At 65.5% G+C, this 15,281-nt stretch carries 12 protein-coding genes; 8 read left to right on the forward strand and 4 right to left on the reverse strand.

All coding sequences use genetic code 11. The features are described 5' to 3' along the window. The first annotated feature begins 83 nt into the window (after window positions 1-83). The gene (locus NZK81_RS11815) at window positions 84-1,097 is read left to right on the forward strand and encodes a ketopantoate reductase family protein (RefSeq protein WP_260046288.1); all 1,014 of its coding nucleotides are present in this window, start codon (window positions 84-86) and stop codon (window positions 1,095-1,097) included. Window positions 1,098-1,100: 3 nt separating this feature from the next. On the opposite strand, the gene NZK81_RS11820 is transcribed toward NZK81_RS11815, so the two are convergent. Next, a complete protein-coding gene (locus NZK81_RS11820) occupies window positions 1,101-1,391 on the reverse strand; it encodes a 4a-hydroxytetrahydrobiopterin dehydratase (RefSeq protein ID WP_260046289.1) in 291 nt (96 codons plus the stop codon). Between the two features lie 47 nt (window positions 1,392-1,438). Between NZK81_RS11820 and ccmA the strand changes: the two genes are divergently transcribed. The 7 genes from ccmA (at window position 1,439) to NZK81_RS11855 (ending at window position 8,437) form a co-directional block, all read left to right on the forward strand. Next, complete coding sequence (gene ccmA / locus NZK81_RS11825; RefSeq protein ID WP_260046290.1) at window positions 1,439-2,017, forward strand: heme ABC exporter ATP-binding protein CcmA; 579 nt, start codon at window positions 1,439-1,441, stop codon at window positions 2,015-2,017. Continuing rightward, on the forward strand, window positions 2,014-2,673 hold the full coding sequence (locus NZK81_RS11830) for a heme exporter protein CcmB (protein ID WP_260046291.1): 660 nt from the start codon (window positions 2,014-2,016) through the stop codon (window positions 2,671-2,673). Before ccmA ends, NZK81_RS11830 begins: the two co-directional genes overlap by 4 nt. A gap of 109 nt (window positions 2,674-2,782) precedes the next feature. Continuing rightward, entirely contained in the window at window positions 2,783-3,928 is a 1,146-nt protein-coding gene (locus NZK81_RS11835) for a sulfotransferase family protein (protein ID WP_260046292.1), read from the forward strand. Window positions 3,929-3,962: 34 nt separating this feature from the next. Next, entirely contained in the window at window positions 3,963-4,586 is a 624-nt protein-coding gene (locus tag NZK81_RS11840) for a carboxymuconolactone decarboxylase family protein (RefSeq protein WP_260046293.1), read from the forward strand. An 83-nt stretch (window positions 4,587-4,669) separates the two neighbouring features. Continuing rightward, on the forward strand, window positions 4,670-5,071 hold the full coding sequence (locus NZK81_RS11845) for a cupin domain-containing protein (protein WP_260046294.1): 402 nt from the start codon (window positions 4,670-4,672) through the stop codon (window positions 5,069-5,071). A 447-nt stretch (window positions 5,072-5,518) separates the two neighbouring features. Continuing rightward, window positions 5,519-7,684: a catalase/peroxidase HPI gene (gene katG / locus NZK81_RS11850; protein WP_311202090.1), complete on the forward strand. Its 2,166-nt coding sequence runs from the start codon at window positions 5,519-5,521 to the stop codon at window positions 7,682-7,684. Window positions 7,685-7,990: 306 nt separating this feature from the next. Then, complete coding sequence (locus tag NZK81_RS11855; protein WP_260046295.1) at window positions 7,991-8,437, forward strand: hypothetical protein; 447 nt, start codon at window positions 7,991-7,993, stop codon at window positions 8,435-8,437. Window positions 8,438-8,451: 14 nt separating this feature from the next. Here NZK81_RS11855 and NZK81_RS11860 read toward each other — a convergent pair whose 3' ends face one another. From NZK81_RS11860 to NZK81_RS11870, 3 genes are read right to left on the reverse strand one after another with little or no spacing between them, the layout of a single operon-like run. After that, entirely contained in the window at window positions 8,452-9,333 is an 882-nt protein-coding gene (locus NZK81_RS11860; protein WP_260046296.1) for a transglutaminase family protein, read from the reverse strand. Next, window positions 9,333-11,834: a circularly permuted type 2 ATP-grasp protein gene (locus tag NZK81_RS11865; RefSeq protein ID WP_260046297.1), complete on the reverse strand. Its 2,502-nt coding sequence runs from the start codon at window positions 11,832-11,834 to the stop codon at window positions 9,333-9,335. Before NZK81_RS11865 ends, NZK81_RS11860 begins: the two co-directional genes overlap by 1 nt. Before the next feature lie 3 nt (window positions 11,835-11,837). Continuing rightward, on the reverse strand, window positions 11,838-15,215 hold the full coding sequence (locus NZK81_RS11870) for a transglutaminase family protein (RefSeq protein WP_260046298.1): 3,378 nt from the start codon (window positions 15,213-15,215) through the stop codon (window positions 11,838-11,840). Window positions 15,216-15,281: the final 66 nt, after the last annotated feature.

Below are 15,281 nucleotides of genomic sequence, written 5' to 3' on the forward strand. Positions count from 1 at the left end.
TTCGGAACCGGGCTGGCGAAGGCCGTGATTGTGGCTCGGACCGGAGCCAGTCAGAGAACGAAAACAAGCAACAGGAGAGATGCATGCCGAAGCCTTCCGTGTTGATCGTCGGAGCCGGCGCGCTCGGCATCGTGACGGGGTATCACCTCAGCCTGGCCGGCGCCGGCGTGCATTTTCTTGTTCGCCCCAACCGTCTGCCTGCCTTGCAGGAACCGCAAGTGCTCTACTGCTACGACGATCACGAACTGAAACGGTTCTCCGAATTCAAGGCCCACGGGTCCATCGACGACGCTATGAGCCGCGGTTACGATTTCGTGCTGATCACGCTCGACGGCGCCACCTGCCGCGGCACGGAGGGGACCGCACTGCTGAAGGCCCTTGGCCGAGCCCTGCATGACACCCGCGCCATTGCGGTGATCAACGGCGTGGGCGTGCGCGAATATTGCCGAGACACCATGGGACTGCCCGACGAACGCGTGATCGAAGGCACGATGGGCCTGCTCAGCTACCAGACCGACCGCGTGACCCTGCCGCTCAATCCGCCGACCGATCCGGCTAGGCTTGCCCAGGCATCGATCGGCTACCGGCACATGGGCAAGAACCCCGGCTTCCTCGTGATCAAGCGCCTCGCCGCCCCGGCCCGGGCCTTCGCGAAGCTCTACAACCGCTCGGGCATTTCCAAGTGCCAGGAAATCAACGAGAAGCTCTTCGCCACGTTCTCCTCGTCAATCTTCGTGGTCATGGCGATGTTCGACATCGCCGGCTGGCCGCATGCCGACGGTCTGGCCCGGGACACGGAACTGATGAAGCTGGGCAGCGCGGCGATGAAGGAAGTCATGCGCCTTCCCGAACACGGCCTGCCGGGCAAGATCGGCAGCCTGTTCATGTCACCGCGCCAGATCGCCAAAACGAACGCCAAGATGGAGCGCGAATGCCTTCCGGTCGACTATACCGCGTTCAACAAGTTCCACCACGGCGGCAAGGTTCGCGAGCAGGACATGCAGGTCCTGCAGCGGTGCCTGCATTCGGGTCAGGCGCAGGACAAGGCCATGCCCGCGCTCACCGAACTGCTGCGCCGCTACGAGGCGGCCGCATAAGGTTCAGACGATCCCGTCGATGAACTGCGCCATCTCCACATCGCGCATGCTCAGCCCCCCGGCATCGTGCGTGGTGAGACGCAGGCGCACCTTGTTGTAGACATTGAACCATTCGGGATGATGGTCCGCCTTGTCGGCATGGATCGCGACGCGGGTCATGAAACCGAAAGCCTCGTTGAAATCACCGAATTCCAGATCGATTTCGATGGCCAGGCCATCGTCGCTCAGCGTCCAGCCGGGAAGGTCGTGGAGCGCTTGATCGCGTTCGGCGTCAGTCAGGCGGGGGATGGTCATCTCACTCTCCTTGGCAGTGCCCGCGCTTTCCCTTATCGCACGCCGTCATGCAAGGGGCCTCCATCGCCGTGACCGATCTCGCGTGCCGCCGCGGCGACAGGGTGCTGTTCCGGGGCCTGTCGCTGCGCCTGCAGGCCGGAGACGCGCTGCAAGTGACGGGCAGCAACGGCATCGGCAAATCGAGCCTGCTGCGCATCGTCGCAGGCCTTGCTCCCGCCTTTGCGGGAACAGCCGAAACCAGCGGCACCATCGGCCTCGTCGACGAGCGCCATGCCCTAGACCCGGCGCTGCCGCTGGGCCGCGCCCTGGGCTTCTGGCAGCGCATGGATGGGGCCGCCGACAACGAACTGGCGCGCCTCGGCCTGTCCGAGCTGCTCGACGTGCCGGTGCGCTACCTTTCGACCGGGCAAAAGAAACGCGCCGCGCTCGCCCGCCTCATCGGCCAGAAGGCCGCTGTCTGGCTGCTCGACGAGCCACTCAACGGGCTGGACGTCCATGCCGTGGAACTGACCGAGACGCTGGTGGCCGAACATTGCAGCGCGGGCGGCATTACCCTGATCGCCTCGCACCAGCCTTTCCGGCTGGGCCACATGCGCACGATCGCGCTGGCGGAGTACGCGGCATGAGCGGGCGGATCATCACGCTGCTGAAGCGCGATTTCACCCGCCTCACGCTGGGCGGGAGCGGCGGCGGGGCGGTGCTGCCGGTGCTGTTTTTCCTCTCGGTCGCCATGCTCTATCCCTTCGCGGTCGGCCCCGATGCGCCGCTGCTCGCCCGGACCGGCGGCGGGGTGATCTGGGTGGCCGCCCTGCTCGCCGCCATCCTCCCGCTCGACCGGCTGGTGGAGCCCGACATCGAAATGGGCATGTTCGACCAGTGGGCCCTGCGCGGCATTTCGGAGGAACTGGTGATCGCGGTGCGCGTGCTGGCCCATTGGCTGAGCTTCGGCCCGCCGCTGATGCTCGCCGCCCTGCCCGCCGCCGCGCTTCTCGGCCTCGACGGCGCGACATTGCAGATCGTCGAGATCGGGCTCCTCGCGGGCACGCCGGGTCTCGCGGCGCTGGGCGTAACGGTCGCGGCGCTGACGGCGGGACTGCGCGGGGGCGCCGCGCTTTCCGGGCTGCTGGTGATCCCGATGGCTGTTCCCATACTGATCTTCGGCGCCGGAAGCCTCGGCACCGGTGGCGAGAGCGGACTTGCCCTGACCGGCGCCGCCAGCCTCGTCCTGCTGGCCATCGCGCCTTTCGCCGGCGGGGCGGCCGTGCGCGCCGCGCGCAGCTGAGACGCGATCATCGCCGCAGCGGTTGGCGCACTGCCGCTTCCACAAGCATAGTGCACGCACAGATCCGGAGAACACCGGACGTCAGACCTGACCGGGAGAGTGCGAGCCCATGGAGGACTACAAGGACCTGATCGACATCGCCCGGCGCGATACGGGCCTGAACGATTTCGGCAGCGACAGTTTCCGCGAAGGGCTGGAACAGCTGGTCACCGCGCTCAACACCGAGGCAAAGCTGAACGCCACCGGCGAATATGCCCTGCGCGACCGCATCCTGCTCTATCTGCGCCAGCGCCTGATGGTCGAGGACTGGTATCGCCGCCATCCCGAGATCGAGAACGAGGAAATCCGCGATCCGCTGTTCGGCGTCAGCCTGCCGCGCACAGGGTCCACCGCGCTTTCGTTCCTGCTCTCCAGCGATCCGGACATCCGCTACCTGCGCGTCTGGGAAAGCTCGCAGCCCTGCCCTCCTCCCTCGACGGTCGAAGGCCCGGACCCGCGCCGCGGCGTGTCCGCCAGTGCCACCGAAGAGAGCCTCAAGGGCAGCAAGCGCACCCCTTCGGGGATCGACGGCGCGATGGAATGCCAGGACCTGATGGCGCTCGATTTCAAGAGCCAGATTTTCCAGGCCTTCGCGCAAGTGCCCAGCTATGCCGACTGGGAGATGGAAGCCGACCACACAGAGACCTATCTCTACGAAAAGCGCGTGCTCAAAATGCTGCAGTGGGGCGAACCGTCCAAGCCCTGGCGGCTCAAGGCGCCCTCGCATCTGCTGCACCTCGATGCGCTCGACGCCGCCTTCCCCAACGCGCGCTTCGTAATGACGCACCGCGATCCCACCGACGTGATGCTCTCGGTCGCGACGGTCTATGCCGACATCATCGAGAAGTTCACCGATCACGTCGATTACCACTACATTGGCGAACTCAACGTGCGGTGCTGGTCGGAAGGAATGCGCCGTGCCATCGCCTTCCGCGAGCGCGGCAACGACGACCGCTTCTACGACATCCACTTCCGCGCCATGCAGCAGGACCCGCTGGGGCAGGTCCGCGGGCTCTATGCCTGGCTGGGGCAGGACGTCTCGCCCGCCTTTGCCGAGGCCATGTCCGCATGGTGGGAAAGCAACCAGAGCGCCGAACGCATGACCAAGCCCGACCCTTCCAAGTTCGGGCTCGACTTCGACGCGGTGCGTGCGCAATTCGCCGACTATCTTAGGCACATGGAAACCTGGGCACCGTTCAGCGAAACGGCCGCCTGAACCTCACGACATCAAGCATCTTAGGAACAGGCACATGGGTGAACCCACAACCGGAAAATATGATTTCGACGCGGATGCCCGCATGGCCCAGGCAGTAGAGAACGGCCCGCGCTATGCCCCGCTGCGGCTGGACGAAGTCACGCCCGAGGGGCAGGAACAGGTCGATGCGATCCGCACCGCCTTCAACATCCCCGACGACCGCCCGTTCCCCGAAGTCAGCCTGATCACCCTGCGCCACCCCGGCATGTTCAGGGCGCAGATGGTGCTCGGCATCGAACTGGCCGCCAAGGGCACGATCCCCGCGCGCGAGCGCGAACTGGCGATCCTGCGCCTCGCCCTGCTCGCCCGCGCGCCGTTCGAATGGTGCGAGCATGTCGACATCGGCAAGGCCTTCGGCATCACGCCCGAGGAAATCGAGCGCGTAATCGAGGGCTCCTCCGCCCCCGGCTGGACCGAGCACGAGGCCGCGCTGCTGCGTGCGGTGGAAGAACTCATCGCCGATCACTGCATGTCCGATGCCACGTGGGACACGCTGGCCCAGACCTATGACGAAAAGCAGATGCTGGAAATGCCGATGCTGGTCGGCTCCTACCTGATGACGGCGCTGCAGCAGAACACCTTGAAAATTCAGCCCAAGGCCGGCTTCGACTACCGCTGATCGCGCGCAAATATGCGCGAGGTCAATTGCGAGGTCTCGCAGCCCGGCTATCATGTGCGAATGATTCGCAAGGAAAGGTTTGTATGATGAAGAAGGGGTTCGTCGACGATATTGAGAAGCTGACTGAGGAGAACGTCGACTTTCGGCGGGTTCTCTATACCGGCCAGAACCTTCAACTGGTGCTGATGTCGATCGAACCGGGCGACGAGATCGGCGAGGAAGTCCACGACGACATCGACCAGTTCTTCCGCATCGAAGGCGGCGAGGGCGAAATCCTGATTGATGGCGTGGTGCACAAGGTGAAGGCCGATGACGGCGTGATCGTGCCTGCCGGTGCGCGTCACAATGTCGTCAGCGTCGGCAAGGAGCCGCTCAAGCTCTACACCATCTACGGCCCGCCCGAGCACCTCGACGGCACCGTTCACAAGACCTGCGCCGATGCCAGTGCGGCGCACGAACACTTCGACGGCAAGACCACCGAATAGCATTCCGGACCTGCCGGCCTGGCCGGCAGCACCTCTGGAAAAGGCCCTGTGGAAAAGACTGGGGATAGCGCCGGGGCAAGCGGGGAAAAGCCGTTTCCGGCGCTATTCCTTTGTGCGGCTCCGTCAGCCGCTGGAACGTGATCGTCTTACCTTGAATCGTCATTGCGAGGCCCACAGGGCCGCGGCAATCCAGGGCAACGCTATGCCACTCTGGATTGCCCTTCGGCTGGCTGCTTGCAGCAGCCGTTCAGGACAGGCTTCGCTTCGCTCGCAACGACGAGTGCTTCTTTCAGAGGTAATCAAGCTCTAAGACGCGGCGTTAAATCGAAAACTCCGATCACTAATCAAAGATCAATCGAATTGTCCGAAATGTAGCGGCGCTGTAGCCTGCAACCTCCAGCCCCGATCAGAGTTTCTACCTCTCGGGACACAGTGGAGGATGCAGTCATGAATGAAATGTCGAAACAACCGGGCAAGTGCCCTGTAATGCACGGCGGCAACACGTCTTCGGGCATGTCCAACATGGACTGGTGGCCGAACGCGCTCAACCTCAACATTCTCCACCAGCACGACGCGAAGACCGACCCGATGGGCAAGGGCTTCAAGTATCGCGATGAAGTGAGGAAACTCGACTTCGAAGCGCTCAAGCAGGACATGCGCGACCTCATGACCGACAGCCAGGAATGGTGGCCGGCCGACTGGGGTCACTACGGCGGCCTGATGATCCGCATGTCCTGGCACGCCGCGGGCTCCTATCGCATTGCCGATGGTCGCGGCGGCGGCGGTACCGGCAACCAGCGCTTCGCCCCGCTCAATTCCTGGCCCGACAACGTCAGCCTGGACAAGGCGCGCCGCCTGTTGTGGCCGATCAAGAAGAAGTACGGCAACAAGGTGAGCTGGGCCGACCTCATCATCATGGCCGGCACCATGGCCTATGAAACGATGGGCCTGAAGACCTTCGGCTTCGGCTTCGGCCGCGAGGACATCTGGGCGCCGGAAGAGGACACCTACTGGGGCTCCGAAAAGGAATGGCTGGCCAAGGACCGCTACGACAGCGCGGACGAAAGCTCGCTGGAGAACCCGCTGGCAGCCGTCCAGATGGGCCTGATCTACGTCAACCCCGAAGGCGTGGACGGCAAGCCCGATCCGCTCAAGACGGCGGAAGCCGTGCGCGTGACCTTCGAGCGCATGGCGATGAACGACGAGGAGACCGTCGCCCTAACCGCCGGCGGCCACACCGTCGGCAAGTGCCATGGCAACGGCGATGCGAGCCTGCTGGGGCCCGATCCCGAAGGTGCGCCCGTCGAACAGCAAGGCTTTGGCTGGGCCAACCCGAACGGCAAGGGCATGGGCCGCGATACCATCACCAGTGGCATCGAAGGCGCATGGACGACCCACCCCACCCAGTTCGACAACGGATATTTCTATCTGCTGTTCCACTATGACTGGGAAGTCCGGAAGAGCCCCGCCGGTGCCAACCAGTGGGAACCGATCGGCATCGCCGAGGAAGACAAGCCCGTCGACGTCGAGGATCCCTCGATCCGGTACAATCCGATCATGACCGATGCCGACATGGCCATGAAGATGGACCCGATCTATCGGGAGATCTCGGAGCGCTTCTACAAGGACCCCGAATACTTCCGCGAAGTGTTCGCCCGGGCCTGGTTCAAGCTCACCCACCGCGACATGGGGCCCCGGGCGCGCTACATCGGTCCCGACGTGCCCGCCGAAGACCTGATCTGGCAGGACCCCGTCCCCGCCGGTAGCACCGGCTACGACGTCGATGCCGTCAAGGCGAAGATCGCCGCCAGCGGCCTCGCGGTCGCCGAAATGGTCGCGACCGCCTGGGACAGCGCCCGCACGTTCCGTGGCTCCGACATGCGCGGCGGCGCCAACGGCGCGCGCATCCGTCTGGCCCCGATGAAGGACTGGGAAGGCAACGAACCAGCCCGGCTCGCCAAGGTCCTGGCGGTCCTCGAACCGATTGCCGCGGAGACGGGTGCAAGCATCGCCGACGTGATCGTGCTCGCGGGCAATGTAGGCGTCGAACAGGCGGCAAAGGCAGCCGGTTTCGAGATCACCGTCCCCTTCGCAGCGGGTCGCGGCGATGCCACCGACGAGACGACGGACGGCGATTCCTTCGCGCCCCTGGAGCCCCTCCACGACGGGTACCGCAACTGGCTGAAAAAGGACTACGTCGTCACGCCAGCCGAACTGATGCTCGATCGCACGCAGCTCATGGGCCTGACAGCGCCTGAAATGACCGTTCTGGTCGGCGGGATGCGCGTACTCGGCACCAATCACGGCGGCACTGGACATGGCGTCTTCACCGATCGTCCGGGCGCCCTGACGACCGACTTCTTCACGAACCTGACTGACATGGGGAACGTCTGGAAGCCCGCCGGCAAGGGCCTCTACGAGATCCGCGACCGCAAGACGGGCGCGGTCAAGTGGACCGCGACGGAACTGGACCTCACCTTCGGGTCGAACTCGATCCTGCGTTCCTACGTCGAGGTCTATGCGCAGGACGATAATGCCGCGAAGTTCGTGAACGATTTCGTGGCCGCATGGACCAAGGTGATGAACGCCGACCGGTTCGACCTGGTCGACTGATACCGGCGTCGAACGCCTTGTAACCAGAGAATCGATCATTCCCTCTCCCGCCTCCGGTTCGCGCCGGGGGCGGGATTTCTGCATTCAGGAGGGCCCCTATTTGCGGCAGGCGGCCACTGCCATTCGAGCACACGCATGAAAAATGGGCCGGAACGGGCAAGGCAAGAAGCCGCTCCGGCCCAAGGTGCAGGAGTGAACCAGGCACCCCATGACAAGCGCCGGGTCCGGGAGGGCTTGACCGGAGAGCCAAGCCGCGTATCAATAGCTATTGATAATCATTCGCATTTGCAACCCTGGAGTCCCGGCATGTATCAATACGTCGACCGCCCCCTCGATACCCTCGACGAGGGCTGCCGCTTCCTCGTCTGGTCCATGCGCGCATGGGTCACCGCGATCGGGCACAAGCGCTGCCCGGCCCAGTTGCTTGCACCGGCCTTCGCGAAATGGCGGATGATCGGGGGCTTGCAGCCTTTCCACCACGCCATGTTGCTACTCAACCGCGATGCGCTGGAAACCTTCGCGTTCTGCCCGCTTGCCTGCCCCCACGTCTCCGAACACGAGGCCGTGGTTCTCGAACTCGTCACGAGCCTGCGCGATCGCGGGCCGCAGGCCACGCGCGAAACGCTGGAACTGCTCTTGGCCGGCGAAAGCGTGGGAGACATGCTCGAAGCCCTCTCCCGGCTGGGAGCGGTAATGTCGATCGCGGGCATATTTCCCGGCGAGGTGGCGACGGCGAAGAACGCACGGAACTGATTCTTCCGGCGCGATCAGTCGAGCGGTGCGACGTCCACCGAATAGTACATCTTCTGCTCGGACGATCCGCGGAACGTGCCGTCGAGCGGCGCGACATCGGAATAGTCACGGCCCATGCCGATCAGGATGTGATCGGTATCGGCCAGCGCGGCGTTGGTCGGGTCGAAGCCGACCCAGCCCAGTTCCTCGCCGCACCACAAGTTGACCCAGGCGTGCATGGCATCGGCGCCGACCAGCCGCTCCTTGCCCGCCGGCGGCAGCGTACGCAGATAGCCGCTGACATACGCTGCGGGGATGCCATAGGCGCGCGCGGCGATGATCATGATATGGCTGAAGTCCTGGCAGACGCCGTGGCGGTTGCGGAACGCCTCGATCGGCGGCGTATCGGTCCGCGTCGCCTTGGCATCGTAGGCGAACTCCTCGTGGATTGCGTGCATGAGCGCCCTGCCCGCTTCCATTACCGGCATGGTTTCCTCGATGAACGAGCCGGCCCACATCGCGATGTCGTGCTCCGGCATGGCGATCGGCGAACCGAATATGTACGAAGCGGGCGCCAGGGCCGAAAGATCCGGCGTCGTCATGGCGCGTTCGCGAAGCTCGGTCAGGCTGGGCCCCGACGCTTCGGACAGGAAGAAAGGCAGCGCCTCGCACTCGGCGGTGAAACGGCTTTCGATCTGTAACTTCGTTATCGGCTCGCGCAGCTCGAAGCGGGTTTCGTTGACGTAGTACCCGCCCTCGCCCTCCGTCACCTGCACGGGCTGCGGCTCGATGGTCAGGACATAGTCGCTGACGATCTGCCCCGGCCAGTTCGCCGGCCGCAAGCGGACGTTGAACTGCGCGAGCCGGACCGGTGCGGCATATTCCAGCGTGGTGATATGGCTGACCGAATAGAGCATCAGAGCAACCGCGTCCTCTTCTCCGCCTCGTCGCGATCGAAATGCAGGAAGTAGCGTGCCGAGATTTCATCCGACAGGTCGTGGAGCTGGCCCTCGATGGCCTTCAGGCGTTCGACCGTCATGTCCGGCGCCAGCGCAGCCTGCAGTTCGCCCAGCAGGGCGCGGGCCGCGCGCAGCGGCGGCTCGGGGATGTTGTCGTCGCGCAGGCTGGGCAAGGCGCAAAGGTGGTCGACGATTTCCGCCACCTGGAACTTGAGTGCGCGCGGATTGTCCGGATCGAGCAGGACGAGGTCGTGCACCGGATTCTTCATCGGACCGGTCAGGTAGCGGCTGCGATAGATGATCTGGCTATCGCACAGGTCCAGCAGCACGCCGAGCGCTTCGCCCGAGCGCCCGCCCTCGCCATTGCTCTCTGCCAGTCTTGCCGCGATCCGGCAGATTGCCTGCGCCCGCTCGATGCGTTGCCCGATCTCGATGAACCGCCAAGCTGCCGAACGCACCATGTTTTCCGAGATGAGCCCGGCCAGCGCGCTGAAATGCTCGGTAAGCCAGCGCGCGCTGCTGAGCATGCTCTGCGGCCGGCCGACGGCGATCGAGGGCATCGGACGGCTGACGATCCGCCAGAAATCGCGGGCAAGGCGTTCGCGCAGCGACAGGCCCACCTGCAACCGGCGCCGCATCAGCGCGGCCACCCCGCCGGGCAAGCGCGTCTCGGTAAGCGCCTTGGCGCTGATCGTTGCCGCTGGCTGGGATGCCGTCGCCTTGTCGATGGCGCCGAATTCCATCAGCAGATCGACAAGGCTGGACAGCCCCCCGTCCTCGGAATCGATCCCGCTGTCGCCCTCCATCGAGCTGCCGAGCAGGGCGCGCACGATCCGCACCACCGTTTCCGCACGCTCGTTGTACCGGCCGAACCAGTAGAGGTTGTCCGCCGCCTGGCTGGCGAGGATACCGCCCCCGCGCGAGATGGGCGGCTCCTCCACCGTGCGCAGGGGCGCGGGCAGTCCGGCCGGCTGCTCGTCCACGATCCAGACGTCGGCGGACAAGTCGCCCGCCCCCATCAGCGACGTGGGCAGCGCACTGCTCGACGAAAGACGGGCAAAGCCGCCGGGCATGACCGTCCAGCTGCCGTCGGCGGCGCGGGCGACGAAGGCACGCACGGTGAAGGGACGCGGCGCGATCTTTCCATCGATGATCGCGGGCGTCGTCGAAAGGTGCACGATCTCCTGCCCGCAAAAGTCCATGGGCCTGCGCCGCAAGGCATCGAGCAGCGCCTCGCGCTCGGCCTCGTCGAGATCGGCGCCCGCGACCGGCTCGCGGCTGGGCAGCCCCTCCACCGGGAGACCGAAGGCGGGGCGAAGCGCCAGTTCGTCGAGCCGTGCCGCCACTATCGAACTTTCCGCCGCCTGCCCGCACCACCAGGTCGCGATGTTGGGCAGGATCGGCGCTTCGTCCAGCAGCACCCGGCACAGGCGCGGCAGGAACGCCGCGAAAGCGGATGATTCCAGCACTTCGGCACCCGGCCAGTTGACCATCTCGACACCGCCCGCCGACCAGGCGTCGAACAGGTTGGAAACACCCAGCTGGGACTTGGCGTCGAACGAGAGCGGATCGAGCGATACCGTGTTGATCCAGCGCCAGACCGCATCGACCCGCTTGGGCCCGCCGATCGTGCCGACATAGAGACGGTCGTCGATCACCGAAAGGTCGCGCCCCTCCACCAGCGGCAGGCCGAGATAGCGCGCGAGGTGAGCCTGCTCGGCGTAAGTCTGGTTGAACCGGCCGGGCGTCAGCAGCGCTATGCGCGGCTGTTCGCGATTGCAGGCAGCAGCCATGCCATCGCGCATCCGGGCAAAGAAATCGGCAAGGCGGCGGGCATGGTTGTCGACCAGCAGGGGGCCGGCCGTGCGGCTCATGGCAAGACGGTTTTCGAGCGCGTAGCCGACACCGCTGGCTATACGCACGCGGTCCTGCAGCACCCGCCATTGCCCGCGCGACCCCCGCGCGAGGTCCACCGAATAGACGTGGATGAAATGGCCCCGCCTGGGTGTATGGCCGACCATCTGGCGCGCGAAGAACGGGCTGCCCGCGATCACCGCCGCAGGCAGATGCCCTTCCCTGACGACGCGTTGCGGGCCGTAGATGTCCGCAGCCAGTCGTTCGAGCAGAGTGGCGCGCTGGATCAGGCCCCGCTCCACTTCCGCCCATTCCGCCGCGCCGATGACCAGCGGCATGACCGTGAGCGGCCAGGCGCGTTCATCCTCGTCGCCGGTGACGCGGAAGGTCAGGCCCAGATCGGCGACATGGCGGGACGCCGCATCCTGCAGCGCCGAAGGGCCGCCCTCGGTAATCCCCGCCAGACCTTCGGCAACCGCCTTCCAGCGCGCCGCTACAGGGGCGGCGGCATCGCCGAACAGGTCTCCGCCCGCGATATCGACGGGATAACCGTCAAGCCATCCGGGCGGCCGATCCACGGTACTGACAGGCGGTTTCGAGGACATGCCTCACACTAGGCCAGCCGGACGCCGCAAGTCGAGCGTATAGGGAAACTCGCCCGGGAGTTCTTGCGAAGGCAGCGGTAGCGGTCCCGGCGAATGTCCGTGATCCTGGAACCGCGCCTTGCGCCGCGCCTCGGCCTCGTAGTCGTTGACCGGCAACGTGTCGTAGCTGCGCCCGCCCGGATGGGCGACCTGATAGACGCAGCCGCCGAGCGAACGGCCATTCCACAAGTCGTAGATGTCGAAGGTCAGCGGCGCGTGGGCCTGCATCATCGGGTGCAGGCACTCGGCCGGCGCCCATGCCTTGTACCGCACGCCGCCCACGCCCTCGTCCGATCCGACCATGGTCAGCGGCACCCGGCGACCATTGCAGGTGATCACGTGGCGGCCCTTCACGAGCCCCGTGGCCTTGACCTGCAAGCGCTCGGTCGAACTGTCGACATAGCGGACGGTGCCGCCGATCGCGCCAGTCTCGCCCAGCACGTTCCAGGGTTCGAGCGCATGGCTGATCTCGAGCGCAACGCCCCCGCCCTCCACTTCGCCGTGGACCGGGAAGCGGAACATGCGCTGCGCCTCGAACCATTTGGGATCGAATGCACATCCGGCCCCGCGCAAGTCATCGAGCACATCGAGGAAATCGGCCCAGACGTAGTGGCCGAGCATGAACTTGTCGTGCAGCTGAGTGCCCCAGCGCACCAGCGGCCCGTCCTGCGGCTCCTTCCAGAACCACGCGGTCAGCGCGCGCAGGAGGAGCTGCTGGGCGCAGCTCATCTTGCCATCCGGCGGCATCTCGAACCCGCGGAACTCGACGAGGCCGAGGCGTCCGGTGGGGCCATCGGGCGAGAACAGCTTGTCGATGCAGATCTCGGTGCGGTGCGTATTGCCGGTCACGTCGACGAGCAGGTTGCGGAACAGGCGGTCGACCACCCAGGGCGCGGGTTGATCCCGTTCGGGCCCCGGCACTTGCGCGAGCGCGATTTCCAGCTCGTAGAGCGCGTCGTGGCGTGCCTCGTCGATACGCGGCGCCTGACTGGTCGGGCCGATGAAGAGGCCCGAGAACAGGTAGCTGAGCGAAGGATGGCGCTGCCAGTAGGTGACGAAGCTCTTGAGCAGGTCCGGACGGCGGATGAACGGACTGTCGAGCAGGCTCGGTCCGCCCAGCACGATATGGTTGCCGCCGCCGGTGCCGATAGAGCGCCCGTCGATCATGAACTTGTCGGCGGTCAGGCCCACCTCGCGTGCGCAGTCATAGAGCGTCTCGGTGATCTCCACCGTCTCGCGCCAGCTTGCCGAGGGATGGATGTTCACCTCGATCACGCCCGGATCGGGTGTGACCTTGAGCACCTGCAGGCGCGGATCGGGCGGCGGCGGGTAGCCTTCGATACGGATCGGAACCCCCATCCGTTCGGCCACGACTTCCACGGCCGCCACCAGTTCCAGATAGTCTTCCAGCCATTCGGTCGGCGGGATGAAAACGCAAAGATGATCACCACGCGGTTCGACCGCGATGGCCGTGCGCACCGTGCTTTCGATCAGTTCCTGTTCGCCGAAGGCCTGCTCGGCGGTCTCGGGCGTCGCCACGCGTTCGCTGCGCTGCTCGGCTTGCGACAAGCGCTCCTCGCGCGCCTGGCTTGCCCGGGCGATCACCTGCTCTCGGAAATCGGCAAGCGGTTCGCGCGGTTCGGCGGTGTCGCGCGGATGGATATAGGGGTAGTTCGCGGCCGGCACCCACGGCAGCGAGCCCAGCGGCAGGCGATAGCCCAGCGAGGAATCGCCCGGCACGGCCGTCAGCATGCCCTTGCGCACGCGCCACATCTCGCTGCGCCAGCGCGGCACCGACTGGTCCTGCGAATTCCAGCGCTGCACCGGCAGCACATAACCGACCGGCCGGTCGAGCCCGCGCCGCCAGGTTCGTTTGAAACGCCGCGCCAGTTCCTCGTCGTCTATTTTCGGATCGAACGGCGTGACGTTGACCGGCAACTCCTTTTCCTTGTCGCTCCAGGCGCCCGCATCCTCGTAGACCGGCTGCACGAAGCCTGGCTCGATCTCCAGCCCCTTGGCCAGTTCGTGCAGCAACGCTTCGGCGCTGGCGGGATCGAGGCTGGGCACGGGATCGGGATCGCCGCCCTTTTCCAGCGGTTTCTCACCGGCCAGAAGGTTGTCGTCGCTCCAGATCGGCACGCCGTCCCTGCGCCAGTAGAGCGAATAGCCCCAGCGGGGCAGCGTCTCGCCCGGATACCACTTGCCCTGCCCGTGATGGAGCAGCGAGCCCGGCGCGAACTTCTGGCGCAGCAGGCGGATCAGCTTGTCGGCATAGGCGGCCTTGGTCGGCCCCACCGCCGCGCCGTTCCACTCGTCGGCCTCGAAGTCGCTGGCGGCAACGAATGTCGGTTCGCCGCCCATCGTCAGGTTGACACCGTCCGCGTTCAGGTCGCCATCGACCTTGTCCCCGAGATCGAGGAGCGCCTGCCAGCGCTCGGGAGTGAAAGGCTTGGTGATGCGCACCGCCTCTGCGATGCGCGAGACCTTCATCTCGAAACTGAAGTCGACCTCGGCCGGCTCCGCCATGCCCTCGATCGGGGTGGCCGAGCGGTAATGCGGCGTGGCGCAGAGCGGAATGTGCCCTTCGCCCGCGAACATGCCCGACGTGGCATCGAGCGCGATCCAGCCGGCGCCCGGCACATAGGCCTCGGCCCAGGCGTGAAGGTCGGTCACGTCCTCTTGCACGCCCTTGGGGCCTTCCTTGGGAATGACGTCGGCGACGAGCTGGATCGAGTAGCCGGACACGAACCGCGCCGCGAAGCCGAGGCGGCGCAGCAACTGCACCAGCAGCCAGGCGGAATCGCGGCATGATCCGATCCCGGCCTGCAGGGTCTCTTCCGGGGTCATCACCCCGGCTTCCATGCGGATCACATAGCCGATGCGCTGCTGCAGCTGCCGGTTGATCTCGACCAGGAAATCGACGGTGCGGCCCTCATAGCCGGCATGGCTGGCGACGAGTTCCTCGAACAGCGGCCCCTGTTCCTCGATGTCGAAATAGGCGGAAAGGTCCGCCTTCATCGCCTCGGAATAGGTGAAGGGGTATTCCTCCGCTTCCGGCTCCACGAAGAAGTCGAACGGGTTGATGACGGCCATCTCGGCCAGCAGGTCCACCTCGATCGAGAAATGATCGACCGGATCGGGGAACACGATACGCGCCAGCCAGTTGCCGTGGGGGTCCTGCTGCCAGTTCAGGAAATGCTCGGGCGGGCTGATCTTCAGCGAGTAGTTCGGCACTGCCGTGCGACTGTGCGGCGCCGGCCGGAGCCTGATCACCTGGGGGCCAAGCCTGATCCGCCTGGAGTAGCGGTAGCGAGTGAGATGGTGCAGTGCCGCTTTGATCATCGCGCCGACTTTGCGCTAATCCATGCTGCGCTGCAACGATGTTCACCTGGCTGCAGGAAGAATTCG

Source organism: Novosphingobium mangrovisedimenti (assembly GCF_025153475.1).
GTDB classification, from domain to species: domain Bacteria; phylum Pseudomonadota; class Alphaproteobacteria; order Sphingomonadales; family Sphingomonadaceae; genus Novosphingobium; species Novosphingobium mangrovi_A.

Bases quoted from the DNA above. Each gene is read 5' to 3' on its own strand.
- NZK81_RS11815 (WP_260046288.1), top strand. From the start codon at position 84: ATGCCGAAGCCTTCCGTGTTGATCGTCGGAGCCGGCGCGCTCGGCATC.
- NZK81_RS11820 (WP_260046289.1), bottom strand. From the start codon at position 1,391: ATGACCATCCCCCGCCTGACTGACGCCGAACGCGATCAAGCGCTCCAC.
- ccmA (WP_260046290.1), top strand. From the start codon at position 1,439: ATGCAAGGGGCCTCCATCGCCGTGACCGATCTCGCGTGCCGCCGCGGC.
- NZK81_RS11830 (WP_260046291.1), top strand. From the start codon at position 2,014: ATGAGCGGGCGGATCATCACGCTGCTGAAGCGCGATTTCACCCGCCTC.
- NZK81_RS11835 (WP_260046292.1), top strand. From the start codon at position 2,783: ATGGAGGACTACAAGGACCTGATCGACATCGCCCGGCGCGATACGGGC.
- NZK81_RS11840 (WP_260046293.1), top strand. From the start codon at position 3,963: ATGGGTGAACCCACAACCGGAAAATATGATTTCGACGCGGATGCCCGC.
- NZK81_RS11845 (WP_260046294.1), top strand. From the start codon at position 4,670: ATGATGAAGAAGGGGTTCGTCGACGATATTGAGAAGCTGACTGAGGAG.
- katG (WP_311202090.1), top strand. From the start codon at position 5,519: ATGAATGAAATGTCGAAACAACCGGGCAAGTGCCCTGTAATGCACGGC.
- NZK81_RS11855 (WP_260046295.1), top strand. From the start codon at position 7,991: ATGTATCAATACGTCGACCGCCCCCTCGATACCCTCGACGAGGGCTGC.
- NZK81_RS11860 (WP_260046296.1), bottom strand. From the start codon at position 9,333: ATGCTCTATTCGGTCAGCCATATCACCACGCTGGAATATGCCGCACCG.
- NZK81_RS11865 (WP_260046297.1), bottom strand. From the start codon at position 11,834: ATGTCCTCGAAACCGCCTGTCAGTACCGTGGATCGGCCGCCCGGATGG.
- NZK81_RS11870 (WP_260046298.1), bottom strand. From the start codon at position 15,215: ATGATCAAAGCGGCACTGCACCATCTCACTCGCTACCGCTACTCCAGG.